The sequence below is a fragment of the Cryobacterium sp. Hb1 genome, assembly GCF_004403585.1.
Classification (GTDB): domain Bacteria; phylum Actinomycetota; class Actinomycetes; order Actinomycetales; family Microbacteriaceae; genus Cryobacterium; species Cryobacterium lyxosi.
Genome location: NZ_SOHI01000006.1, coordinates 81,666 through 105,233, shown reverse-complemented (window position 1 = coordinate 105,233; position 23,568 = coordinate 81,666). Strand labels below are relative to the sequence as shown.

Sequence of the window (23,568 nt, the reverse complement as noted above, 5' to 3'; positions counted from 1 at the left end):
GCATTGCCCACTATGGGCAATGTCACAATCGAACTCGGGGCTTTCTCAGGTTCACCCCCGTTCAGGGGCAGACGATGTGCGCACAATGCGCGCAAAAAACCGGCCGGACCTGCAATAACAGGCCCAGCCGCATCCAATTGCCAAAATAAACAAATTTCGCGTCTGAGCTTCTCGCGCACGCCGGGCTACGCTGCTATGCGGCTACGCGGCTACGCGGCTACGCGGCTACGCGGCTACGCGGCTACGGATTATGGGCAACGGGCATGGGCGTGCGAACGCACGCTACTGGCCGGACACGGTGGAGTGGCGCGGGCGAGTGGGGTCAGGAGTCGACGGGGGGCCAGATGCCGTCGCATCCGCTTTGATCACAAGCGAACTGCCACGCATCCCCGTTCGGCACGACCTGCATCGGCATGAGGCAGCGCACGCAGTTGGGCGGGCCGAGCACGACCGTGTTGTCGCTGGCTAGTTCGGCCTCGGTATAGGGCGGACCACAGTAGACAAGCGAGCACGCATAGTTCTCGCAGCCGTAGTCGTAGGAGATGCCGTGCCAGGAGACCTGCATGGGGTCGTTGCACTGTGGGCACAGGCGCGGCCGGGCCACGTCTTTCTTTTGAAAAACCCACGACACGTTGTCGTCCATGAGGTGAGACTAGTCCTGCTAATGGGAGCTCGGTATGGTTTTGCCAATTTGTGGAGAGCCGAGCGGTTCCTACTCCGGTCGACGTTCGCACGTGCGCAGGCCTTGGGTCAGCGCAGGGGCATGTTGGCGTCGCTGGCGCGGCTGGCGAAAATTTGCCCAGGTAACCGCGGCATCAGACTCCTGCCGCGAAGAGGGCTGCCGTGATCGTGGTGACGGAGCCGTTGATGGCCGCCGCCGCACGGGCGTACACGGTCGCGGACTGCCGGTAGGGGTCATCGACGTCGTCGAGAGTGGGAGGAGAGGGCGAAGGGTGGAGTCCGCGGGTCGCGGCGACGTCGGCGATGAAGGCTGCGAAGTCGAGGGGCGGCCGGGCCTTGGAGACGGGGGGCAGGAGTCTCATGGAGGGCTCGGCAGGCTCGACCGCCGAGTTCCGGGCTACGGAGCCGGCGCCGGCCGAGGCCGACGCGTCGACGAGAGCAGCCGGGGCTACCAGACGCGCAAACTGGTTGAGGGTGAAGGTGTAGCGGGTTGCCCTGGGCCGCATCGATACGACCTGACGACGGTGCTCTCTGGTCGCAGTCAGCACCAGGTCAGCATCGGCGATCAGTTCTTCGGTGAGTTGCCGCGCTACGTGCCTGGTGTGTGACGCACCGTACTGCGACGACAGCGCCGCTGCCTCGGGTGTCATGGCGCTGCCGGTCATGGCTCGGGTTCCGGCACTGGTGATGACGGCGTCGATGCCTGCTGTGCGCAGGTCTTCGCGCAGCAGCTGCTCGGCCAGCGGTGACCGGCAGATGTTGCCGGTGCAGACCATGAGAATACGGGGGGCGCGAGCAGGCGCGGCGCTCACGTGCGCGCATGCAGCGGATGCAGCGGATGCAGCGGATGCAGCGGATGCAGTAGCGTTCAGGTCCCTACTGGTCTGGGGTTCGTTCATGTTTTGCTCTCGATCGGCGGGAGTTTGTGGGGACGATAACTTCGGGGCCGGAAACGTCACCGTCGGTGTGTCCATTTCCGTAGTGGTTTTAGCCGTCAGCTTCCGGCCTCTCAGCATCCGGCCTCTCAGCATCCGGCCTCTCAGCATCCGGCCTCTCAGCAGGCAGCATGGTCATAACGGCTCCGCGAGCACGACCAGAAGTTTTCGAAGGTGAAGACCTTGTAGTGCATTGATACCGGATGGCTCCGATCACCCAAAACCACGGCGTTCTGTGATCGCTGTGGTCCTTCGTGGTGAACCTAACAAGTGAATTCTAATGATGCGGTGTCATTGAGAACGATCAATGGTGTGCTGCGCAGTTCGAGCTGACCGGTGAAGGGCTCGGCTCCCAGCCAGTTGAAGCGCAGCACGGTGCTCTCGCCGGGTGCCAGTTCGATGCTGATCGAACTCACCGGATACCCGGCATCGGCAGCCGGACGGTAAGGCACTTCGACGCCGTCACGGGTGAGGCCGAGGTTGTGCACCTCGGGGGTGCCGTAGCCCGCGACCAGGGTCTTGATATTGCCGGGTGCCACACCGAAGGCGCCGCCGCCGGTGACGTAGGCCGGGAGGCTGGTGGCGGCATCCGCTGGGGCAGTGTTGGTAAGGGTGACCTCGAACGCATACTGCGGGCGCCGGTCCTGGCGGCAGGTCTGTTGGCCGATAGCTGTCTGCACGTCGAGGTAGAGGTCCATTTTGGAGCCGGTTCCGTCGTTCAGGTAGAGCCCGAACCGGTTGGTCTTGTCGTCACTGACCGGTCTGGCGCCGGCCAGGGTGGTGTCGTTGAGAATCGTCTGCTCGGCTTCGTCGGCATTCCAGACCAGCACCCGGTTCTCGGCAGCAGCCCTGGCGAGCGCTGCGATGAGCTTGGTCGGGTCGGCGTTGCCGCTTTTGACTGCGTTGAACACGGCGCCGGCTGCGGCCGCGAAAAAGATGTCTTGCTGCTTCGGGTCGTCATACCGCGCGTACACGTCACTCAGCAGCAACTGCACGGCATTGTCGGCGTTGAGCTGGTCGCCGGTGGGGAGGGTGATCGGACCGGTGGCCTTGAGCAGGTAGCTGAGCGCGACCGGGTCGATCGACAGCACACCGTTTGCTTCCAAGCCGAATTCCAGGCGCCACATTTCGCGGGCGAGCTCACCGGTTTGCGCAAAGTCAGGGGCCATCGAGACGTTCTGAATGAACTGCCCGGTGATGTCGCCGTAAATGCTGCGAATCTCGTCGCCCAGGGGTAGCACCGGAACCGGGTATTGCGGAAAGGAGGTCGAGCTGGCCTGCTGGGTGAGTTCAATGCTGCCGTTGTCAGTGTGGAGTAGCGCGAGCGCACCGGGGATACCGCCGGTGGAACGCAATTCGGCCGGGTTTTGGAACAGCAGAATGTAGTCGCGCGGCTCGGTGGCGCCGAGCATGGCCGGCAGCAGGGTCACTGCCCGGTTCATACCGTCGAGCGTGGCCGAGGTTTCAACGGTGACCGTCTGCAGCCGGGTGACGGCATCGCGCACGACATCGAGCACGTCGTTGGTCTCGATGGCTTTCACGTTCGTGACTGCCCGGGCCAGGGCTGCATCGGCAGCTGCTACTGCCGGCTGCGCATCGAGCAGCGGTTGCAGGGCAATGGCGCCGTCGACGGGCTTGAAATCGGTCAGGTCGAGATTGCCGGCCAGCGCAGCCAAAGGGGTGACGGCGCTCTGCGCGACGTCGTCGACGACCGCGGCGATTTGACGCACGGCCACGAGGTTGGAGCCGAGAAAGGGCAGCAGCTCGTAGGTGCGCCAGACCGGATCGCTCGTGCGTGACCGGGCGGTGTTGGCGTATCCGGCCAACTGTGCAGCGGTCCGGGCAGCAGCGTCACCGTCACCGGAGACGACTTGGTCGGTGATTTTCTCGGCCAGCGGCACCGCAGCTTCGAGTGCGTCCTTGGCCTGCAGTCCACGAATGCCCACCCAGGCGGTGGCCGCCACCACGATGACCAACAGACCGAGCACGAGGAACCCCACGGTGGTGCGTGTTCGCGAGCGCTTCGGAGGCATGGTCTGCGCCGAGTCAGAAGAGGACATTGCCATATTCAAGCAGACCTCGGATGTCGGCCACGGCTTGACGCGCGCGCCGGTGCCGCATCCGTTTCGCTGGCTTCCGGGCGGAGCGCTAGCGCAATCATCGCGGACGTGACTTTCACCGGCCTCGTGATCGAGCCAGCGCTGGTGATTATCTGACGACATGCGTGCTGGGCCTGCGCTCACAGCGTCAGACCGATCCAACTGTCCCCAGAATTGGGGCTGGGTTACAGCTACCTAAGCGAGAGACTCTGTGTCGGAGTTCACTAGGCTCGGCAGCACATGGAAATTGTCGTTCCCGTTTTGGAAATGAAACCCGTGGTTGTATGCGAATCGGCCTGCCGTTCGCGTTCGCCGATGAACCAGCGCGAGGCAGAAAAATGGGCAAGTTGACGTATGACTCGAGCATCACCGTCGATTTCGACGACCGAGTACTCGCACACATTCAACTCGTGGTCGGCGCCAAACTGCGCCGCGGCGAATCGTTCTATTTCTCCTGGCGCGACGACCCCCCCGTCGGGGGAGGCCGCAGCACCGTTTGGATACACCCCGGCATTTCTCTGGCCTATAAGTACTTCGGCAGCAAGGCGCCGGTACTCAACCGCGACTGGGTTGAGGCGCTGTCGCTCTCGGCCAACTCCGCGACCGGCCTGCAGGTGATGGCGGAACCGGCGCAACGCACCCCCCTAGCGCTGCGTCCGGGCGGTTAGCCCCACGTATGCCCCAGCTGCTCCCGAGGGGCAGAACTCGCACTTTCACACATCGCGTTCAATCGGGCCCCCTGTGCCTGTCGTTCGACAGTGGTCGCGCTGGTTCAAGTTCTCCGGGAGCCGACGAAGGGGGCCTGCGCATTGGCCGCACGGACCGCAAGCACCACGCGCTCGCGCTGAGTTCGGCGTCAACACGGTCTGGGTTGACGTCCCGACTGCGGCCCAGTCCGTTGAGGCGATGGTTTCACCGCGCGCATCCGAGATGATGGCCCCGACGAGCACCGCCGTCAACTCGGGCTTACACACGACGCCGAGCACTCTCGCACGGGCAGGGCGTCGTCTCCCCCGGTGAAGGCGCACGACCGAGCCCCGGGCACGGAGGCGGTCGACGTTGCTCGTAATTGTTGGCCCGTCCGAGAGTCGCGATCGTGAGAACGAGCGCTCCACCGGCCTTATGTGGGCGCTGGCCGGCTGCGATTGTTCAGCACGCCGTGGCTCTCCTCGAGGTAACAACTGCCGCAGAATGACTCGTAGGTGACTTCTTCGCCATCGATGGCTACCTGGTCGCCGTCGAACACGAAGACGCCGTCGATCTTGCGACCGTTGAACACGGCCTTGCGTCCGCAACGGCAGATGGTTTTGAGCTCTTCGAGGCTATGAGAAACTTCGAGTAGGCGGCGACTGCCGGGAAAAGCGACGGTCTGAAAGTCCGTGCGGATGCCGTAGGCCAGCACGGGCACGTTCTCCAAAATCGCGATACGCAGCAGGTCATCGACCTGGGTTTCGGTAAGAAACTGAGCCTCGTCGAGCAGCAGTGCACTCACGTCTCGGCCGGACCTGCGCAGAACCTGCGCGCGGTGCTGTTCGAATGCGGCGTACGCGTCCGTCTCGGGGGTCAGCAGAAAATCGACGGTTCTGGTGACGCCGAGGCGGGAGAGGATGCCGCGGTCCCCCTTGGTGTCGACGCTCGGCTTGGCCAGCAGCACATGATGGCCGCGTTCCTCATAGTTGTAGGCCGCCTGAAGCATGGACGTGCTCTTGCCGCTGTTCATGGCGCCGTATCGAAAGTACAGTTTTGCCATTATTTGATGCCCTCGATCGTGGTGCGTTCAGCGTTAAATTCTAGCGTGAGCAGCGCATGCCGACTGGTCACCCGCACCCGAGTGAACACGGCGCGCAGCACGCTGAGGTACGGTCGCAGGGCGCGGCGGCGCAGGTACGGCGGCAGTGAGAGTACGACCTGGATGGTGATGGTGTCTACGTCGCGGTCATCTCGGCGGGCGTGTATCTGGGAATGCAGCTGCGCTTGGGCACGCGCCTGGGTGCGGGCCTGCGCGGATGCCTGCTCTTGGGCTGCGGTGACGATGGCAATGGTCGTGGTGTCGGTAGCCGGAGTGGGAAGAGCTCCGCGTAGTCCGAAGGCCTGGGTGACCTGGGCGGTATCGGTCGGGGCGGCGCCGGATCCGTCGATCTGCACGACAAGGCTGGTCGGATCGAATCCCTTGAGAGTGCACAGAGCCACGATCATGGCGCCAGCGGCGGCGCGCTGGTCGGAGTCGAAAGCGGTCGCTCGACGGTCGGGATCGGCGATGACGCAGAGCGGGTCGAGGCCGCGATCGGTGAGGCCGATGCGTTCGCGTCCGATGAGGTCGTCGAGCCAGGTGTGGTCGACCTCGGCTACGAGCACCCGCCGCACCTGGAAGGCGAGGGAGCGTGCGCGTTTGATGTCGGCGGCAGTGAGTTCTTGCCGAACGAGGACGTCGGCCAGAAAGGGGAGAACATCAGCGCCGAGATTGGTCAGGCGATGGTCCACCACCTCGTGCGCGAGGGGGCCGCGGCTCTCTTCCGTGCGCGCGCGGATGGCGCGGCGGGCATCCGTCTGCCAGCGGTGAATGGAGTTGACGACCTGTCGAGAGTATGCGGCGGAGGCCAGCGCGGGCGCGAGCACCTGCGTCATGGCGATGACGGCGAACAAAACGGGCGGCGTCTGAACACCGAGGAACGGTGACTGAACCAGGGCCGTGATGCCCACTACGGTAGCGGACGAGCCGCCGAGCACGAGGATTTCTTTCCACGGCCGGAACGGCGCGAGGGCCAGGAGCAACAGGCCGAGCCCGATCGGGGCGAAGTCGTCCTGGATCATGCCGTTGAACTGCCAGGTGCTCGCCGCAGCGAGCAGGTGCGCCGCAAGCCCCAGGGCCACGATCACGATGGCGCGGATGCGGGTGAATGGGGCCAGGTCGGGACGAGCGGCCCAGACGAGCACGGCGGCCGCGATCATGAGCACGCCAACGGACACCACCGCGAGCTCTATGAGCAAAATCTCATGCATGCGCGAGATCGTCGCGGCGACGGCGTAGGTGACGACGATGGCCGAGACAACCGGAGCGAGCGGCCAGGCGGCAAGGCCTCCGATCGGGTCGAGCCGCTGCTGAGAAGCGGATGCCGGCGCACGCGGCCGACGCGGAGTGGGGGTCGCGCGGGTCATGCGGCGGGCCGTTTGACGCGGTTCGGCTGATCCTGGGGCTGTATTGGTGCCGCCGGCACCGTCAGGCGCACGTTCGTGCCGGCGCCCGGTCTGCTCCAGATCAGTACGGATCCGCCGAGTTGTTCGATACGGCGCCGCACGGACTGGCGGATACCGAGGCGGTCGGATGCGGATTCCGATTCGGTGAAGCCGCGGCCCGCATCCGTTATGAGGAGTGAGATCGTGCTCAGGTCGGATTCGACGGCAACCTCGGCAGAGGCGACGCCGGCGTGCAGGATGACGTTGACGAGGCAGTGCTGTACGGCGAGGCCGACGTCGCGGTCGCTTTCAGCGTCGAGGCGGGCGAGGGCGTCGCGGTCACCGGTGACCTCGACGACAAGTCCGCGGTCACGGCTCCGTTCGATGGCGGTGTACACGGCGCTGGAGAGCCAGGCGTCGCTGGGCAACTTCTGGGTGTCGGTCGGTTGCAGGGCGGTGTTGGTGCGGGCGTCGATGTCGGTAAGCCAGTTGGTGTCGTGCAGGGTGGTCAGAGTGTATTTGAGGCTCGCGGTGAGGCCCGGTGAGAGCACTCCGGGCTCGGCGAGCGACAGCGCGACGAGCTGAGCCACCGTCGTGTCGTTAAGTAGGGCAATGGCGCGGGTATCGAGGGCATCACGCAGCTGCCGGTTGGCGCCGTCTTGCACTGCGCGGTGGATCGCGGGCTGGGCGGCGTTGCTGGCCCGTCGGTCGATTCCGGCGAGCACCATGGCGCCGACCAACACGAGGTACGTCGACAGGGTGAACAGATCGGGCCGGTAGGGCACGGTGGTGGTGAGGATGGCAAGGAAAGCGGAGGCCTCGGCGAGAATGAAGGCGGCGGTGCTCCAGAGCACGCCGCCGACAGCGCTGATTCCGGCGCCGCCGACCATGACGAGCGCCATTTTGGGCATGGCAACGAGGAACATATTCGACGCGGGGAATGCGTCTGGGACGCCGAGCACGGTCGTGGTGAAGACGTAGACGCCGAGGGTTCCCACGACAAGATAGGCGACCGCGAATGCAATGCGGCGGTGCCGGGTGAAGAGCACGAGCAGGGCGCCCATAGCCACGACGACCCCGACCGTCACCCAAAGTTCGGGACTGTGCAGACTTAGAACGGCAACCGAGACGACTGCGGCCATAAGACAGGTCAGCGCAAACCAGTGTGCGGCCCGCGCGAGGGCGCGGGCGAGCGTCAGCTGGACCAGGTGCCCGGGTAACCCTAGAGACATATTTCCCCCGCGTTAAGTATGCCACCGGGGGTGTGCGGTGGTTGAGCGGGGGTGCTGTCGGGGTGCTTATGGTGCTTGGGGTTGGCGTTCGCGGCATCCGCTCGCCGGGCCCACGTTATGGCCCCGGGCCCAGTTTCTAAGCTGGGCCCACGGTCCGGGCCCGGGCCCCGTCCGGAACGGAGTCAGAACAGGGTCGGCGCCAGATCGGGCGGAAGCTCCGCCGCGATCAGCGATCGGGGCGCCTCCGCAGCGCGGGCCCACATTATGGCCCCGGGCCCAGTTTCTAAACTGGGCCCACGGTCCGGGCCCGGGCCCCGTCCACTTGACGCTGCCGGCACACTTGACGCGGCCTGCACACTTGACGCGGCCAGCACACTTGACGCTGCCGGCACACTCGACGCGGCCGGCACACTTGACGCTGCCGGCACACGGGGCGCGGGCGGGGACGACGCGGGCGTGCGGAAGCCGGACGTCGGCATCCGCTCTGGGGAGACCGGAAGGGCACTTGACCGCAGGCCACCGGTGGCTGGGTCGACGATTCCACGCTCTAGGCCGTGCGCACGAATGAGGGGTTTGATGCGGGCGGCGAGCCAGGTGCGGTACTCCTTGGGTGCATATTGGCCGCCGGCGTAGAGTTCCCGATAACGGCCAACGAGTTCCGGATGCTCGCGCGCCAGCCACAGCAGGTACCAGTCTTTGACGGCGGGCTTGAGGTTGAGCCCCGAGTAGAGCACGCTCGTGGCGCCGGCGGCTTTGGCCCGCCGCAGGGCCTCGTCGAGGTGGGCGCGGGTGTCGGTGAGAAAGGGCAAAATTGGCATGAGAAAGACGCCGCAGTCGAGTCCACGTTCGCGAACCGCGGTGACCGTGGCCAGGCGCGCCTTGGTGGTGGGGGTTCCAGGCTCGACCGACTGCTGCAACTCGTCATCGTAGATCGCGATCGACATGGCCAGGTCCACCGGAACGTGTTCGCTCGCCTCCACGAGCAGGTCGAGGTCGCGGCGCAGCAGCGTGCCCTTGGTGAGAATGGAGATGGGCGTCTTGCTGTCGGCGAGGGCCGCAATGATGCCGGGCATAAGGCGGTAGCGTCCCTCCGCGCGTTGGTAGGGGTCGGTGTTGGTGCCAAGAGCTACTGGATGCCGGCCCCACGTCGGCTTGGCGAGTTCTTTTCTCAAGACCTCGGCCACGTTGACCTTCACGATGATCTCGCTGTCGAAATCTTTGCCGGCGTCGAGGTCGAGGTATTGGTGCGTGGTGCGCGCAAAGCAGTAGGTGCAGGCGTGTGAACAGCCGCGGTAGGGGTTGATCGTGTAGCCAAACGGCATCGTGCTCCGGCCGGGGACATGGTTGAGCGCCGACTTGCACAGGATCTCGTGGAACGTGATTCCTGCAAACTCGGGCGTCTGCACGCTGCGCACGAGGTTGTTCAGGCGGGCGAGTCCCGGCAGCGCACCAACTTGTTCGGTCTGTAATTCCTGTGAGCTCCACCGCATGCATCCAGTCGAACACAGGTACTAGTCAAATGCAAGTACCGCTCAATATTTCCGGAGTGAAATGAATGCCGACGGCCGCCCCGCGCGCGCTGCCTCTTCGCGGCACTCGTCCGGAAAGCGTGCACCCCCAACACGGAGTGCCGCGAAACGTACCGGGTGCCGCGAGGCCTGACCTGCGGCACGACCTGCGAGACGGGGGGCGCCGCATCCGTTCGCGGGTGATTCGCACTACTCTTCCGGGCAGGCGCACAGAGAGGGGATCCGCATGACCCGGTTACGACGCAGCGACCCGACACGACCTGGGTATTCCCGGCGGCGGGCGGGTACGGGGTTCAGCTATCGCGACCCGACCGGGCAACAAATCACCGACACGGAGCTGCGGCAGCGGTTCGCGGCCCTCGCTATCCCTCCAGCATGGAACGACGTCTGGATCTCGCCGCACCCGAACGGTCATATCCAGGCGATCGGCATCGATGCCGCCGATCGCCGCCAGTACATCTACCACCCGGCCTGGCGGGAACAAAAGGACCGCCTCAAGTTCGAGCGCGCGCTGCAGTTGGCCTCGTCTCTGCCGCGGGTGCGCGGCCAGGTCACCCGTGAACTGCGCGGCGACGGTCCGCCGCGCACTCGGGCACTCGCCGCGGCCTTTCGCATGCTCGACCTGGCCTCACTGCGCATCGGCAGCGAGCGCTATGCCGACACCTACGGCAGCCACGGACTCTCGACCCTGCTCTGCTCGCACGTCACGGTGCGCGGCGACGAGGTCAGGCTTGATTTCCCGGCTAAGAGTGGGCAGCAGTTCGAGAGCGTGATTACGGATGCCGACCTCGCCACCTACCTGCGTGCCCGGCTGCGCGAACGGCCGGCCGCACCCCTGCTGTCCTGGGTGTTGGATGACGTCGAGGACGTCGTCTCGGCCTCCGACATCAACGATTTCATCAGGGAACGCACCGGCGGCGAGTTCACCGCAAAGGACTTTCGTACCCTGCGAGGCACGATTGCTGCCGCGCAGAGCCTGGCGCAGAGTTTGACGGCGAGTCTGGCGGACAGCGCGCGACCGGTGGGGCAGGCGGCCAGGGGGCCGACCGGTGGGGCGGGCCCCAGTGATGTGCCCACCTCGTTTGCTGCGTCCCCGGCATCCACTGCGCCGCCACCACGCGCGGCAACGCGCAGCCGACGCTCCGATGACCGCGCCATCGCCGAAGCGATGCGGCAGGCCGCCGATGCGCTCGGCAATACGCCGGCGATCGCCCGCACGAGTTACGTCGATCCGCGCGTCGTCGATCTGTTTCGCGCGGGTGAAACCATCGACCCGGCGAGCCGGGTATCGGTCGAAACAGCCCTGCGCGAACTTCTGCTCGGCGACACGGAGTGAGCAAAAAAGCCACCCGGCGCATTGTCGCGCCGGCAGCGCGAGCCAATTTCAGTGGATGTCCCTCGTTCGGGGTATAACTTAAACGTCGCCGGTCGAGGCGCAGCTCTGGTCATCGAGAAAGGTATGCCCGTGTCCCACGATTCTGATCCCGTTGAAGAGCCGCCGCTCAATATTCCGGAGCCGCCGAGCACACCGACCAATCCCGACCAGCTCGTGGGACCGGACGGCCCCGACGGCCCCGACGCGGAACACGCGGAGCCCGCCGGGAAACGAGACGGTTCTTCCAGGGAACACCCCAAACCGACCATTCCAGTCGCGAGCGCGAGTGCGAGCACCGGCCCGGACGGTCCAGCTCCGAGCATCGATGGGTCGACTGCGGGAGAAGCTGCCGTCGCAGCCGCGGTCGAGCCGAACAGCGACACCGAGGTGAACCTCGACGACGTAGACCCGGTCGACGACCCCTCGAACCCTGATCTGGTCGGCCGCGACGTGGATGACGATGATCCCACCCGCGCCGAACCCACTACGCGGACGACGACGATCCCACCCGCGCCGAAGCCGGGGCCTAAACCCCGCAACCTGAAGGAGTCCCTATGAAAGGCAAATTCCTGTTCCTCGCCGGCACCGCAACGGGCTTTGTGCTCGGATCCAAGGCTGGCCGCCAGGCCTACGACCGCCTGAGCGCGAAAGCCCGCCGGCTCTGGGGCGACCCCACCACGCAGAAGGTTATCTCGCAGGCCGAGACCATTGCGCGCGACGCGGCATCCGTGGCGCAGACCAAGCTGAGCGATCTGCTAGATCGCACCGAGGCATCCGTCAAAAAAGAAGAGGCCAGGACCAGTCCGAAAGAGGATGACGGGGGCCACGTCATATAGACCACCGGGGAGTCGGCGGCCACGCGGGCTCTCTGCCGGTACACGGGCCCTGTACCGGCACACGCCCTCCCTGCCGGAAACGGGCTCTGTACCGGCACGCGGTCTCCCTGCCGGAAACGGGCCCTGTACCGGTACTTAGGCAGGCGCGTCGTGTCGAACGGGCCCGTCGCGTCGGCCACTCCGCTGTGCGTGAACCGGCCGGCCGGACCAGCTGCGATACACCCAGGTTTCCGCACCCGAAACGCCAATGTTCGGGTTCACGTGCCGACTCCGGACCGTTCTGAGCCTCAAGTAGACATCAGCTCGTAGTCATCAGCTGACTGCCTCGATCAAAGGGTTGACCGGGCGCAGCTCCAAAACTCTCACGCCACTCCAAAGCGCCGCCCGCGCATGACTCCGGCAAGCCCTCCGGCAAACTTCTCTCAGGCGCATAACTCCTGCAATTTGTTTCAGGCACGCCGAGGCTCCCGCGTGATCACGCAGGAGCCCACGTAGCAGCACGCAGATTGCAGGAGTTATGCACCTCGCCGGCCACCCAGCAGACGCCGAGCAGACGCCGAGCAGACGCCGAGCAGAAGCCGAGCAGAAGCCGAGCAGAAACCCAGTAGGCGGAAGCCACTTAGACGCCCGCCCAGCCGGTGCCGGGCGGCTAGTTGCTCAGGTGCAGGATCTCAGCGGTGGCGGCCAGCGACGCCGCGGCCGCGGCAGGGTCGTCGGAGAGTTTGGTGCCGTAACTGGGGATCATCTGACGTATGCGCGGCTTCCATCCCTCGATGCGGTCGGGGAAGCAGCGGGCCAGCAGGTCCACCATGATCGGCGCTGCCGTCGAGGCTCCCGGCGAGGCACCAAGCAGGCCGGCGATCGACCCGTCAGCGGACGCGATGACCTCGGTGCCGAACTGCAGCACCCCGCCGAGCTTGGCGTCGTGCTTCATGACCTGCACGCGCTGGCCGGCCGTGATGAGCTCCCAGTCGTCCGAGACCGCAGCGGGAATGAACTCGCGCAGGGCCTTGAGCTTGGCGTTTCGCGAGGCGAATACCTCGCCGAGAAGGTATTTCATCAAGTCGAAGTTGTGACGCGCGACGGCGAGCATGGGGCCGAGGTTGTGCGTACGAATCGAGAACGGCAGGTCGAACCAGGTGCTTGTCTTCAAGAACTTCGGGCTGAAACCGGCGTACGGGCCGAACAACAGCGACATTTCGCCGTCGACCATGCGGGTATCGAGGTGCGGCACCGACATAGGCGGCGCGCCCTTGGCTGCCTTGCCGTATACCTTGGCCTGGTGCTGGGCGACGAGCTTCGGATTGGTGGTGCGCAGAAACTGGCCGCTGATCGGAAACCCGCCGAAACCCTTGATTTCCGGGATTCCACTCTGTTGCAGCAATGCCAGGGCTCCACCGCCGGCGCCGACGAAGACGAAGCGGGCGTTGATGCTGGTGCGGGTCTGGCCGACCTGGCGCAGCAGTTTGAGGTTCCAGGTGCCATCCGCTTTGTGCTTGAGACCGACGACCTGCTCGTTCATGTGCATCGTGACCCCCTGCTGTTCGAGGGTGTCAAACATGAACCGGGTGAGGGCGCCGAAGTCCACGTCGGTTCCGCTCACGATGCGCGTCGCGGCAATCTTCTGGCCGGCCGGGCGCTTGCGGGTGAGCAGGGGCGTCCACGTACCGATCTTCGCGGCGTCGTCGCTGAACTCCATGCCGGAGAACAACGGCTGGGTGGCCAGCACGGCATGACGTTTGCGCAGGTACTCCACGTTGGCTTTGCCGTGCACGAAAGTCATGTGCGGGGTGGAGTTGATGAATTTGTTCGGCTCCGGCAGTGCGCCGATGGACACGAGGTGGGCCCACAATTGGCGGCTGATCTGAAACTGCTCGTTGATGACGACGGCCTTGTCGGCCGTGACCGAACCATCGGGTGCCTGCGGCATGTAGTTGAGCTCGCAGAGGCCAGCGTGGCCGGTGCCGGCGTTGTTCCACGGGTTCGAGCTCTCCTGGGCAAGTTCGCCGAGACGCTCGTACACCTCGATGCGCCAGTCGGGCTGCAACTCCTTCAGGAGTATGCCGAGGGTGGCGCTCATGATGCCGCCACCAATGAGGACTACGTCGACGGTTCCCGAAGAATTCACACTGTTGAGTGTATCGCTGCGAGCGGATGCGCCCTACCGTGCCGCCCAGCCCCGCGGCGGCCCACACCTATCGGCGACCGGGCGCATTGAGGCGCCCGTGGGTCGTGCAGTACCGCTCCCCGGCTACTGTCGCGACGCAGCGGACACCAAGGTCGATCACCGACCAAAGACCACCCCCTGCCAGCAGCTGGGAGCTGGGAGCTGGGAGAACGTCGCAGTGATTTTCGGCCGGGGTCGGAACGGTCTGTTTAGTAACGCATTAAGTCACCTCGGTAAGGATCCGCCAACTTAACGGGATACTGGAGAGCATGTTGTCAGAAAAACCCGAGCAGCGCGTCGCCGTCATCATCGAAGACGACGCAGACATTCGTAACCTGCTGGAGGCCGTGCTCACTCAGGCCGGGTTCGAGACAATCGCCGCGAGCAACGGCCTCGACGGTATCGCCGCGGTACGCGCCCACGATCCGATCGTCACGACCCTCGACGTGAGTATGCCCGGTATGGACGGCTTCGAAACAGCCAAGCGTATCCGCGCGTTCAGCCCTACCTACCTCGTCATGCTCACCGCCCGCGACGACGAAATCGACACCCTCCAGGGCCTCGAAGCCGGCGCTGACGACTACCTGACCAAACCGTTTCGTCCACGAGAGCTCCGGGCCCGCATCGAGGCGATGTTGCGGCGCCCCCGCCAAACCGGCACCGCGAATGCAGCCGCCGTACCAGCTGTGGCCGCCGCCGCCCCCGGAGACGTCGCCGACGGTGATGTGGGCGACGGTGACGTGACCCGCACTGAAGTGGCCGACAGCGATGTGTCTGCGGATCGACCCGCCACCGCGCCCCGTGCGGCTCTGCCGACCGACCCGGCACTGTCGCGGGTCTTTCGACAGGCTCCCGTCGCCTGCGCCCCCATTTTTGTGCCGGCCGCGGACGCCGCCAGCCCGGGACTCGACGCGGTACCGTTGAACGGATGGTTTGAACACAACGACCTGCGTTTAAACCCCGCGGAACGCCTCGTGCATCTCACCGGCGCCCAGCTTGAGCTGACCCGCACCGAGTTCGAGCTGCTCGCCGCACTGCTGCAGTCTCAGCGTCGGGTGCGCAGCAAGAACGATCTCGCGCAACTTCTGCGTGGTGAGGCCTATGCAAGCACGTACCCGGTGAACGAGACGGACCGGCGCGCTATCGAAGTGCACATGGGCAACCTGCGACGCAAAATAGGCGACAGCAGCGCGACCCCGCGTTGGCTCGAAACAGTGCGCGGCGTAGGTTACCGGCTTACCGCCCCCGAGTAGCGCGACCAGCAGAGTCCGCGTTGGACTGGCCCACGTTACCGCGCGATATGCCGCGACAGCGCCAGACAGGTATCGACGCCCACCTCGCTCAGACGCGGCATCTGCCGTTGACAGCCGGGCAGGTCCCGGTCATGCAAGGTGCTGTGCAAACGGCCGGCGGTGTTCTCCAGGCGCACCGCTCCGATCATCTGACTGCTCGAACGTATGCTCAGAAGCACGATGTGGGCGTCGTCGAGGTCGGCCGAGGCCAGAGCCGTGTGCAGGCGCAACTCGCGGGTGTGCCACAGGGCGAGAAAGTCGTTTACGAACCGATTCTGCGCCATGGTGTCCCCGCCGAGATCGCTGCGCAGCCGCTGCAAGGGTGCCGGGTCGACAAGCGGACTCATGCCGAACATCCGCTCGTTGCGGTGACGTAAGGGATCGGAATGGTCACGCTTTCAATTCTCACAGGTCACCCCCGTTCAAGGCATAGTTTCGGGTCGATTCGGCTCAAGATCTGATCAAGATCCGGCTTGGCCGGTCGCGGCTAGTTCGACGGCGATGTCATTGCCGCCGCGCCCCTTGACGGTCTCTATGGCCGTGTTGACTGCGATGCTCAGCGCGGTCAGCGCATAGCCGTGGTCGAACGTGTCGGCAATACCAAAACTCGCGGTCAGTCGAATCAGGGAAGCCTCCTTCAACGGTTCGTCGACGAGGGTCGCCTGCATGCGTTCCGCAACCGCGCGGGCTTCGGCCGCCGACCCGGCGCCGACGAGCACCAGAAACCGCCCGCTGGCCGGGTGCCCAATAATCGAAAGCACCGGAGCACTTGCACGTAGTTTCGAGGCGAACGAGGCGATCGCCTCGTCGCCGGCCACCCGGCCGAAGGCAACATTGATTTCCGGCAGGTTGTCGATATCGGCACCGATCACGGCGAGCCCCACGCCCGCATTTCTCGCACGACTCAGATGGTCGGTGGCCGCCTGCCCAAAGGCGGCCGCCGACAGCACGCCCGCCGCCGAGTGGATGCCGTCGGTCAGGTCGCCGACGGCACTGCCCGACACCTGCTGCGCGCGCAGTGCGGAAACGGCGAGGGTCAGGAGCACCACGAAACACAGGCTGAGCGCCGTGGCGTTCGCCGTGTTGAAATAGGTCAGAAACACCGCCCCGGTCTCCCCGTCCACGGTGAAGACGATGGAGCGAGCCATAGCCGCTGCTGCAGTGACCCACAGGGCCACGGCCAGAATCTGTCCGCTCAGGTTGCGGCGCATACGCCCGCGCACGGCTTCGAGTGCACCGAGCAGGCACAGGACCGCCACAGCAATCCACAATTCCGCGGCGCCGGCCCAGCGGCCGGCGGATTCTCCGTGCAGCAGCGTTGCGGCGAGCACCAGAACGCTGATCGCGCCGACCACCCACAAGCCGCCACTGCTGCGCCGGTTGTACCGCCGGAGCCCGGCCCACAGCGACCCAACGGCGATCGTCAGCGATACGTTAGCGACGACGATAGCCCACCAGATCAGTTGGCCGGTCGCGGAAGCGTCGTGCGCGATGGTGACGACCATGGCGGCGATGAAGCCCATGCTCCAAATGCGGTCGACGGAATCGGTGCGATGGAACGCGGTGTTCAGAATGAAGGACATCCCGCACAGCGCGATGACCACTCCATTCATGACGAGTAGTGTCGGTGTGTCCAGGTTCATGCCCCTACCTTTTGATTGCCGTTCATGATGTGCGCGGTAACGTCGCGATGGCGGTGGTGCCCTTGCCAAACGCCGATTCGAGCCTCAGGTCTCCCCCATGCTGGCGGCAAATGTCGCGGCTGATGCTCAGTCCGAGTCCTGTTCCGTGAACGCTTGACCCGCGCACCGAATCGGCACGATAGAACCGATCGAACAGGTTCAGCTGCTCGCCGGAGGACATCCCTCGGCCGGTATCGGTCACGCGCAGCTCGATCTGGGTGTCGGAATCGAGCAGGGTCACGTCGATGCGTCCGGATGCGACGTTGTACTTGATCGCGTTCGAGAACAGGTTGTCGATTACCTGGCGCAGGCGGAAAGCATCCGCTTGCAATCGCACGGTCGGCAACGCCACCAGCACGAACGTGATGTCGCGATCGGCGGCGACCGGCCGCATCGACTCGATGGCGTCGGTGACGATCGCCGCCAGGTCGCACGGGGCCAGGGTGATAGCCAGCTCGTGCTTGGTCGCGGCGGCCGTAGTGAGCAAATCGGCAACCAGAGCCAGCAGGCGGTCGGAGTTCTTCGACACCACTTCAAGCATGCGCCGGGTCGAAGGATCGAGGGCATCGTCATCGAGGGCCAGTTCGAGGTAGCCCATGATCGAGGTCAGCGGAGTGCGCAATTCATGGGAAACGGATGCGACGAGGTCGTCTCGTGCCTTGATCGCACGCAGTTCGGCGGTGACGTCCCTGGAGACCATGACGCCGCCGTCGAAGTTGTCGTTCTCGTCGAGAATAGGCCGGGCAGAAATGATCACGGCGGCCTGGTGCTGGCCGTGCTCCCCCACCCAGACAGTCACTCGGTCGATTGTTTCGCCGCGCATCGCCCGCTGGAACGGCCGATCAGCCTCGGCGAAAGGGGTGACCTGGTCTTCGTGGTAGACCACGATCGACGAGATCTGGCCCTCTTTCACGCCGAAACGGGAGAGCATTTCGCGTTGGGCTCGGTTGATGAAATTCGGCTTGGATTCTCGGTCGAACCCGACAACGCCAAAGTCAACGCTGTTGACGATCTCGTCGAGGGTGCGTTCCTCACGGCGAGAGCGGCGCAGGGCCCCCTCGAACAGGACGGACTGCTGGGTGAGCAGCGCCTGCTGCGCTGCGGCACGCTTCGTCGTCGTGTGCGTTGTCGCTGCGACGAAGGCCAGCACGATAGGCACGATGGCCAGCCGCGGAATCTCACTGCCCGAGACCGAATCCGCTCGCATCAAACCCGCAGCCCAGAGTAGCGCCGAGGTGAAGACGACACCTCCGACGGCGCCCCGGCCACCGAAGTGCGTCGACAGCCAAATGATGGGAAAAACAAGGAGAAACGTCGTGCCGAGCAGCGGCTCGCCCTCCCGTGCGATTACTAGCCCAACGAGGTCGAGGATGGGCAGGACGACGATCCACTTCTTATCGACGTGCCGCCACGGTACCCCGGCCGACACAGCGGTGGTGAGAAAGATAATGAGAATACCGGCTAGGAACAGCTGGTTGTTGAAGAGGTGACTGTCGAGCAGCCCCGACACAGCCACCAGAAGCAGCGTCGCCGATCCGACCAGCAGCTGCGTCAAAAAGACGGACCGTTCGACCCGATAGCGGTGCGCCCGATTTGAGCGGTGGCGCTGGATCATGACGGTGCCCCCGAACCAGGCGCGGCTTGGGCTGCCGGCTGCAGCTCGGGGTGCACGACCGGCCCACTGTGGGCGGGCAGCACGGCCTCAGCACCGAACTCATCGAGCCGATCAACCGTCTCAGTGAACCCCTGTGGCACCCCAAAGTGAAACCCCTGCGCGCTCCGAATGCCGAGCTGGGTCAGCTGAACGGCCATGTGTTCGTTTTCAACACCTTCGACGATCATCGAGTACTCGAGCTTGTCGCCGAAACTTTGCAGGGCGGTGAGCACTTCACGCTGGCGCACGTCGGCAAGGTCATCGACCAGGCTACGATCGATCTTAAGAATGTCCATCGGCACCCGAACGAGCGAATCGACCGAGGAATCTTCGGACCCGTAGTCATCGAGTGCGATCAGAATACCCACCTCGCGCAGCCGATCAGCCTGCTCTCGTACCTGCGCCGAGACCCGCGCCGCCGAACGTTCGTTGAGCTCGAGGCACAGCAAAATCTCGGGGTAGCGACTGTTCAGGTTTTCTGCGAACGCGCCGAGTCGTTCCGGCGCCAGCTGCCCGGCCTCAACGTTGACGGTGATGCAGGTGATGCCGGGTTCGACAAGTCGAAATTCGGCGGCCGCGGCCATGGCCTTCTCGGCAACCTGCCGGGTCAGCTTGTCGAACCGGCCCAGGCTCTTGGCCTTTTCCACCAGCGACGGCGGTGAGATCGCGCCCAGCTCCGGGTCGACGTAGCGCAGCAACGCCTCAAACGCCCAAATACGCCCGGTGACAAGGCTGACGATGGGTTGATAGGCCAATTGCAACTGATTTTCGTCGATAGCACGAGCAACCGTGGCATCGAACCGCGACGAGCGGTGGCCAGACACGTTGATGCTCGCCACGCCGTCTGTGTTGCCGCGGCGGCGGCGCCTTTTCTTGACCATGAGCATGCTGTGGTCAGCGTCGCGAACGAGCGAGGCGATATCCGTTTCGATGACAGCGGAAAACGCCACGCCGATGCTGAGGCTCGGAGTGAAGCTGTCGGTGCCGACAACGAGCGGCGCCGCGGATGCTCTGAGAATCGTTTGGGCGATCGCCGTGGCTTCGTCGAGGGTGGCCAGGCGCGTGAGGATGATGACAAATTCGTCGCCGCCGACCCGGGCGACGACATCGTGCGAACGCACAGCCTGGCGCAGTCGTTGGCCGAGAACCCGCAGCACCTCGTCACCTACCTGGTGCCCGCAGCTGTCGTTGAGGCGTTTGAACCCATCAAGGTCCATGAACAATACGGCGATGGCTTCGGTGTCGCTTCGGGTGCTGTTGATGGTGTTCAGTGCCTCCTGGAAGGCGCCATAGTTGGGCAGGCCGGTGAGCGGGTCGGTGTTGGCTTTCGCTGTGAGTCCGGCCACATTCTGCCGGGCTTTTCCGGCTAGTTCAGCGGTGGCACCGAGGGCTTCCAACGTGTGCCGGTCGACGCCGGAGAACGCGCCATCCATCGGGTCACGACGGGCCACCAAAAACTGAGGTTCTCCGGGGGTGAACGTGACGGGGACAGCGATGGCGCCGGCCTCGGCGGGGCCGGGCTGCAGGGCGATCGACTGCACACCGACCGCGGTGGCCGCCGCCTGGCACAGGGCATCCGCGAGGCTGTCCACGCTGCGTGTATGGCTGAGGATGCTGCTGCCGACCACGAGACCGTTCAGCCTCCGTCGCATATTCCACGCGGAGCGCACAACAATGACGATCACGGCCACCGTGAGACTCCCCAGGAGCGTGCCGACCGCGGTTTGGATGCTGGTGCGACCCTCTCCAGGGGTGGGCAAGCCGGCGCTAATCCAGTGGACCGAAAACATACTCAACGCGGCAACGATGACCAGCAGCGCAGCCAGTCGCAGCGGCGAGACGAATAGGCGGCCGCCGCGGTCTGCGGGGGCGCTGAGCAGGTGCATTCTGACGACTTCGAGCGCCAATACGAACAACACATATCCAGCAGATGCCGCGGCGGCGGTTGGCAGCGCGGCCGCACCGAACTGACCGAGATGCCAATCGATCAGGAAGTAGACCATGCAGCCGACACTGGCGAGGCCCGAGCTGTAGACGGCCACTTTGATGCGACGGGATTCCAGCAACCGCACGACGAGAATTCCAAACATCACGACGCCGATGATCGCCTGCCCGGGCAGTAGCGGAACGAGCGCGGGAACGGCGAGAATTGGCAGGCTGACGACGGGCGTTCGATGACGCACACTGCCCACTCGAATCCAGGCCAATTCGAGGGCGGCAACGCACAGGATTCCGCTCACCGCAGCGGCGATCCTGGTGCCGGGATCAGCCAGAACGGCGACGATTGCGCCCGTGATGAACGCCAAAGCCACGGCCGTGAACACGCCGAAGGAGACGCGCTGCAGCACGCCAGACACCCCACTTCGACTCACGCATTCAAATCCTACGCGACTTGTCTTGGAACGCACGCGCGGTACCGGATTTGGTCGCGGTCGTTTGGCGGGCTTCGGTGACAAACGGAGTTCCAGGTTCGGGCGTACCAGCGGAAGCGGGCCCGCGCGCGTCGAGGTTAGGCTACGACGAGGTCGACCGCGATGAGCTCGGCGATCTGCACGGCATTCAGTGCTGCACCCTTGCGGAGGTTGTCATTACTGATGAAGAGGGCGAGGCCACGGCCATCCGCTACGCCTTCGTCCTGGCGGATGCGACCGACGAAGCTGGCGTCCTGACCGGCAGCCTGCAGTGGGGTGGGGATGTCGGTCAGTTCGACGCCAGGGGCGGATTTTAGTAATTCCTGGGCGCGGGCAACGCTGATCGACTTGGCGAACTCGACGTTGATCGACAGGGAGTGGCCGGTGAACACGGGTACGCGCACGCAAGTTCCCGACACGAGCAGCTCGGGCAAGTCGAGAATCTTGCGGCTCTCATTGCGCAGTTTCTTCTCTTCGTCGGTCTCGAACTGGCCGTCATCAACAATGGAGCCGGCCAAAGGAATCACGTCGAACGCGATCGGACGGGCGTAGATGGTGGGCTCGGGCAGGGCAACCGACCTGCCGTCGTGCACGAGCTGCAGAAGGTTTTCGTCCTGGGCGGCGACGCGTACCTGGCTGGCCAGCTCGAACGCGCCGGCCAGGCCGCTGCCAGACACCGCCTGGTAGGTACTGACGATGAGCCGTTTGAGGCCGGCCTCATCGTGCAGCACTTTGAGCACGGGCATAGCTGCCATGGTGGTGCAGTTCGGGTTGGCGATGATGCCCTTGACGGCTCGTTTGATGGCTTCGGGGTTGACCTCGCTGACGACCAGCGGAACGTCGGGGTCCATGCGCCAGCCCGAGGAGTTGTCGACGACGAGCACGCCGGCCGCGGCGAAGCGCGGGGCCTGGGCCTTCGAGAGGGTGGCGCCGGCCGAGAAGATGGCCACGTCGAGCCCGGTGGGGTCGGCGGTCGAGGCATCTTCGACCGTGATGGGCTCACCCTTGAAGGTGAGGGTACTGCCAGCCGAGCGGGCCGAGGCGAAGAAGCGGATGCTCTTGACCGGAAAATCGCGGTCCTCGAGCAGGCGCCGCACCACGGCGCCGACCTGTCCGGTGGCTCCGACGACGCCGATGTTGATACCGGCTGTGTTGGCTGAGGTAGTCACGTGTGTTTCCTAACGTCGTTCGCCCTCACGGGCACTTCATGCTGTCGAGGGGCTAGCGGCCGGAGCCACCGTGCACGACGGCCTCGATCTCGCCGTCGAGCCCGAACGCGGTGTGCACCACGCGGAGGGCTTCGTTGATGGTGTCGGCCCGGGTGACCACCGAGATGCGGATCTCGCTCGTGGAAATCATCTCAATGTTGATTCCGGACTCGTAGAGGGCCTCGAATAGTTTCGCCGATACACCGGTATTGGTGCGCATGCCACCGCCGACCAGGGCGAGCTTGGCGATCTGGTCGTCGTACTGCAGGCTCGCGAAGCCGATGAGGTCCTTCTCGTTGGTCAGCGCGGTGAGTACCCGCTCCCCTTCCGACTTAGGCAGCGTGAACGAGATGTCGGTGAGCCCGGTGGCGGCAGCCGACACGTTCTGCACGATCATGTCGACGTTGGCGTTGGTGCGCGCGACGATCTTGAAGATGAGCGCGGCCTTGCCGGGGATGTCGGGCACACCGACCACGGTGACCTTCGCCTCGCTCAGGTCAGCGGCGATTCCGGCGATGATTGGCTCTTCCACGATTTCTCCTTTTTCTCGCGCGGTCACGGCGTCGTACACGATGGTGCCGGTGTTGTTGTTGAACGAGGAGCGCACGTGGAGCGTGACGCCGTGGCGGCGCGCATATTCCACAGCGCGAATATACAGAACCTTGGCCCCCGCAGCGGCGAGTTCCAGCATCTCTTCGCTCGTAACGCGCTCGAGTTTGCGAGCACGAGGAACGACGCGCGGATCCGCTGTGAAGACGCCATCGACATCGGTATAGATCTCGCAGATGTCGGCGCCGAGGGCAGCGGCGAGGGCGACAGCGGTGGTGTCGGAGCCCCCGCGGCCGAGGGTGGTGATGTCTTTGGTGTCGCGGTTGAAACCCTGAAAACCGGCAACGATGGCGACGGCGCCCTCATCGAGCGCCGAGCGGATACGCCCTGGTGTGACGTCGACGATACGCGCGGAACCGTGCCGGGCATCCGTGATCATGCCGGCCTGGCTTCCGGTGAAGGAGCGTGCGTCGTAGCCGAGGCTTTTGATGGCCATCGCGAGCAGCGCCATCGAGATGCGTTCGCCGGCCGTGAGCAGCATGTCGAGTTCGCGCGGAGCGGGCAGCGGGGTGACCTGGTGGGCGAGGTCGAGCAGTTCGTCAGTGCTGTCGCCCATCGCCGAGACGGCGACGACGACCTCGTTGCCAGCCCTGCGGGTGTCGACGATGCGCTTGGCGACCCTCTTGATACTTTCGGCATCGGCGACGGATGACCCGCCGAACTTCTGCACGATCAAGCTCATGT

18 protein-coding genes and 1 pseudogene are annotated in these 23,568 nt (G+C 64.9%); 5 read left to right on the top strand and 14 right to left on the bottom strand.

Going from position 1 to position 23,568, the window contains the following annotated elements; all coding sequences use genetic code 11:
* Positions 1-322 precede the first annotated feature (322 nt).
* The 3 genes from E3T38_RS01115 to E3T38_RS01105 form a co-directional block, all read right to left on the bottom strand.
* A complete protein-coding gene (locus E3T38_RS01115; protein WP_104195975.1) occupies positions 323-643 on the bottom strand; it encodes a hypothetical protein in 321 nt (106 codons plus the stop codon).
* A gap of 172 nt (positions 644-815) precedes the next feature.
* Positions 816-1,580: a low molecular weight phosphatase family protein gene (locus tag E3T38_RS01110; RefSeq protein WP_166805370.1), complete on the bottom strand. Its 765-nt coding sequence runs from the start codon at positions 1,578-1,580 to the stop codon at positions 816-818.
* A 299-nt stretch (positions 1,581-1,879) separates the two neighbouring features.
* Positions 1,880-3,676, bottom strand: coding sequence for a DUF4012 domain-containing protein (locus E3T38_RS01105; RefSeq protein ID WP_166805369.1), 1,797 nt, complete (start codon positions 3,674-3,676; stop codon positions 1,880-1,882).
* A 377-nt stretch (positions 3,677-4,053) separates the two neighbouring features.
* Here E3T38_RS01105 and E3T38_RS01100 point away from each other — a divergent pair, with 377 nt between their 5' ends.
* The gene (locus E3T38_RS01100) at positions 4,054-4,383 is read left to right on the top strand and encodes an ATP-dependent DNA ligase (protein ID WP_134545599.1); all 330 of its coding nucleotides are present in this window, start codon (positions 4,054-4,056) and stop codon (positions 4,381-4,383) included.
* Positions 4,384-4,835: 452 nt separating this feature from the next.
* Here the strand turns inward: E3T38_RS01100 and E3T38_RS01095 are convergent, their stop codons facing one another.
* The 4 genes and pseudogenes from E3T38_RS01095 to E3T38_RS01080 all read right to left on the bottom strand — a co-directional run.
* The gene (locus tag E3T38_RS01095; protein ID WP_134545598.1) at positions 4,836-5,465 is read right to left on the bottom strand and encodes a thymidine kinase; all 630 of its coding nucleotides are present in this window, start codon (positions 5,463-5,465) and stop codon (positions 4,836-4,838) included.
* On the bottom strand, positions 5,465-6,871 hold the full coding sequence (locus tag E3T38_RS01090) for a hypothetical protein (protein WP_134545597.1): 1,407 nt from the start codon (positions 6,869-6,871) through the stop codon (positions 5,465-5,467). The genes E3T38_RS01095 and E3T38_RS01090 overlap by 1 nt, the downstream gene beginning before the upstream one ends.
* Positions 6,868-8,121 (bottom strand): sensor histidine kinase, encoded by a 1,254-nt coding sequence (locus E3T38_RS01085; protein ID WP_134545596.1) that lies wholly within the window; start codon positions 8,119-8,121, stop codon positions 6,868-6,870. The genes E3T38_RS01090 and E3T38_RS01085 overlap by 4 nt, the downstream gene beginning before the upstream one ends.
* 487 nt (positions 8,122-8,608) lie before the next feature.
* Positions 8,609-9,611 (bottom strand): annotated as a pseudogene (locus E3T38_RS01080) (Rv2578c family radical SAM protein); the annotation flags it as partial.
* A 265-nt stretch (positions 9,612-9,876) separates the two neighbouring features.
* On the opposite strand from E3T38_RS01080, the gene E3T38_RS01075 reads away from it, so the two are divergent.
* From E3T38_RS01075 to E3T38_RS01065, 3 genes are all read left to right on the top strand, one after another.
* Complete coding sequence (locus E3T38_RS01075; protein WP_134545594.1) at positions 9,877-10,986, top strand: DNA topoisomerase IB; 1,110 nt, start codon at positions 9,877-9,879, stop codon at positions 10,984-10,986.
* Between the two features lie 129 nt (positions 10,987-11,115).
* Positions 11,116-11,583, top strand: coding sequence for a hypothetical protein (locus E3T38_RS01070; protein WP_134545593.1), 468 nt, complete (start codon positions 11,116-11,118; stop codon positions 11,581-11,583).
* Entirely contained in the window at positions 11,580-11,861 is a 282-nt protein-coding gene (locus tag E3T38_RS01065) for a hypothetical protein (RefSeq protein ID WP_134545592.1), read from the top strand. The genes E3T38_RS01070 and E3T38_RS01065 overlap by 4 nt, the downstream gene beginning before the upstream one ends.
* Before the next feature lie 649 nt (positions 11,862-12,510).
* Here E3T38_RS01065 and E3T38_RS01060 read toward each other — a convergent pair.
* Positions 12,511-13,989 (bottom strand): malate:quinone oxidoreductase, encoded by a 1,479-nt coding sequence (locus tag E3T38_RS01060; protein ID WP_134545591.1) that lies wholly within the window; start codon positions 13,987-13,989, stop codon positions 12,511-12,513.
* A 308-nt stretch (positions 13,990-14,297) separates the two neighbouring features.
* Between E3T38_RS01060 and E3T38_RS01055 the strand changes: the two genes are divergently transcribed.
* Positions 14,298-15,281: a response regulator transcription factor gene (locus E3T38_RS01055; RefSeq protein WP_166805368.1), complete on the top strand. Its 984-nt coding sequence runs from the start codon at positions 14,298-14,300 to the stop codon at positions 15,279-15,281.
* Between the two features lie 35 nt (positions 15,282-15,316).
* On the opposite strand, the gene E3T38_RS01050 is transcribed toward E3T38_RS01055, so the two are convergent.
* From E3T38_RS01050 to E3T38_RS01025, 6 genes are all read right to left on the bottom strand, one after another.
* Entirely contained in the window at positions 15,317-15,667 is a 351-nt protein-coding gene (locus E3T38_RS01050; protein WP_134545590.1) for a hypothetical protein, read from the bottom strand.
* A 114-nt stretch (positions 15,668-15,781) separates the two neighbouring features.
* Positions 15,782-16,963, bottom strand: a complete 1,182-nt coding sequence (locus E3T38_RS01045) for a diguanylate cyclase (RefSeq protein ID WP_134545589.1) — start codon at positions 16,961-16,963, stop codon at positions 15,782-15,784.
* Between the two features lie 22 nt (positions 16,964-16,985).
* Complete coding sequence (locus E3T38_RS01040; RefSeq protein ID WP_134545588.1) at positions 16,986-18,617, bottom strand: cell wall metabolism sensor histidine kinase WalK; 1,632 nt, start codon at positions 18,615-18,617, stop codon at positions 16,986-16,988.
* Positions 18,614-21,028 carry an EAL domain-containing protein gene (locus E3T38_RS01035; RefSeq protein ID WP_134545587.1) on the bottom strand — a complete coding sequence of 805 codons (2,415 nt, stop codon included), beginning with the start codon at positions 21,026-21,028 and terminating at the stop codon, positions 18,614-18,616. The genes E3T38_RS01040 and E3T38_RS01035 overlap by 4 nt, the downstream gene beginning before the upstream one ends.
* Before the next feature lie 137 nt (positions 21,029-21,165).
* The gene (locus tag E3T38_RS01030) at positions 21,166-22,236 is read right to left on the bottom strand and encodes an aspartate-semialdehyde dehydrogenase (protein WP_134545586.1); all 1,071 of its coding nucleotides are present in this window, start codon (positions 22,234-22,236) and stop codon (positions 21,166-21,168) included.
* A gap of 52 nt (positions 22,237-22,288) precedes the next feature.
* A complete protein-coding gene (locus E3T38_RS01025) occupies positions 22,289-23,566 on the bottom strand; it encodes an aspartate kinase (RefSeq protein WP_134545585.1) in 1,278 nt (425 codons plus the stop codon).
* Positions 23,567-23,568: the final 2 nt, after the last annotated feature.

Bases quoted from the DNA above. Each gene is read 5' to 3' on its own strand.
- E3T38_RS01055 (WP_166805368.1), top strand. From the start codon at position 14,298: ATGTTGTCAGAAAAACCCGAGCAGCGCGTCGCCGTCATCATCGAAGAC.
- E3T38_RS01110 (WP_166805370.1), bottom strand. From the start codon at position 1,580: ATGAACGAACCCCAGACCAGTAGGGACCTGAACGCTACTGCATCCGCT.
- E3T38_RS01065 (WP_134545592.1), top strand. From the start codon at position 11,580: ATGAAAGGCAAATTCCTGTTCCTCGCCGGCACCGCAACGGGCTTTGTG.
- E3T38_RS01050 (WP_134545590.1), bottom strand. From the start codon at position 15,667: ATGAGTCCGCTTGTCGACCCGGCACCCTTGCAGCGGCTGCGCAGCGAT.
- E3T38_RS01085 (WP_134545596.1), bottom strand. From the start codon at position 8,121: ATGTCTCTAGGGTTACCCGGGCACCTGGTCCAGCTGACGCTCGCCCGC.
- E3T38_RS01040 (WP_134545588.1), bottom strand. From the start codon at position 18,617: ATGATCCAGCGCCACCGCTCAAATCGGGCGCACCGCTATCGGGTCGAA.
- E3T38_RS01095 (WP_134545598.1), bottom strand. From the start codon at position 5,465: ATGGCAAAACTGTACTTTCGATACGGCGCCATGAACAGCGGCAAGAGC.
- E3T38_RS01105 (WP_166805369.1), bottom strand. From the start codon at position 3,676: ATGTCCTCTTCTGACTCGGCGCAGACCATGCCTCCGAAGCGCTCGCGA.
- E3T38_RS01045 (WP_134545589.1), bottom strand. From the start codon at position 16,963: ATGAACCTGGACACACCGACACTACTCGTCATGAATGGAGTGGTCATC.
- E3T38_RS01075 (WP_134545594.1), top strand. From the start codon at position 9,877: ATGACCCGGTTACGACGCAGCGACCCGACACGACCTGGGTATTCCCGG.
- E3T38_RS01025 (WP_134545585.1), bottom strand. From the start codon at position 23,566: ATGAGCTTGATCGTGCAGAAGTTCGGCGGGTCATCCGTCGCCGATGCC.
- E3T38_RS01115 (WP_104195975.1), bottom strand. From the start codon at position 643: ATGGACGACAACGTGTCGTGGGTTTTTCAAAAGAAAGACGTGGCCCGG.
- E3T38_RS01090 (WP_134545597.1), bottom strand. From the start codon at position 6,871: ATGACCCGCGCGACCCCCACTCCGCGTCGGCCGCGTGCGCCGGCATCC.
- E3T38_RS01100 (WP_134545599.1), top strand. From the start codon at position 4,054: ATGGGCAAGTTGACGTATGACTCGAGCATCACCGTCGATTTCGACGAC.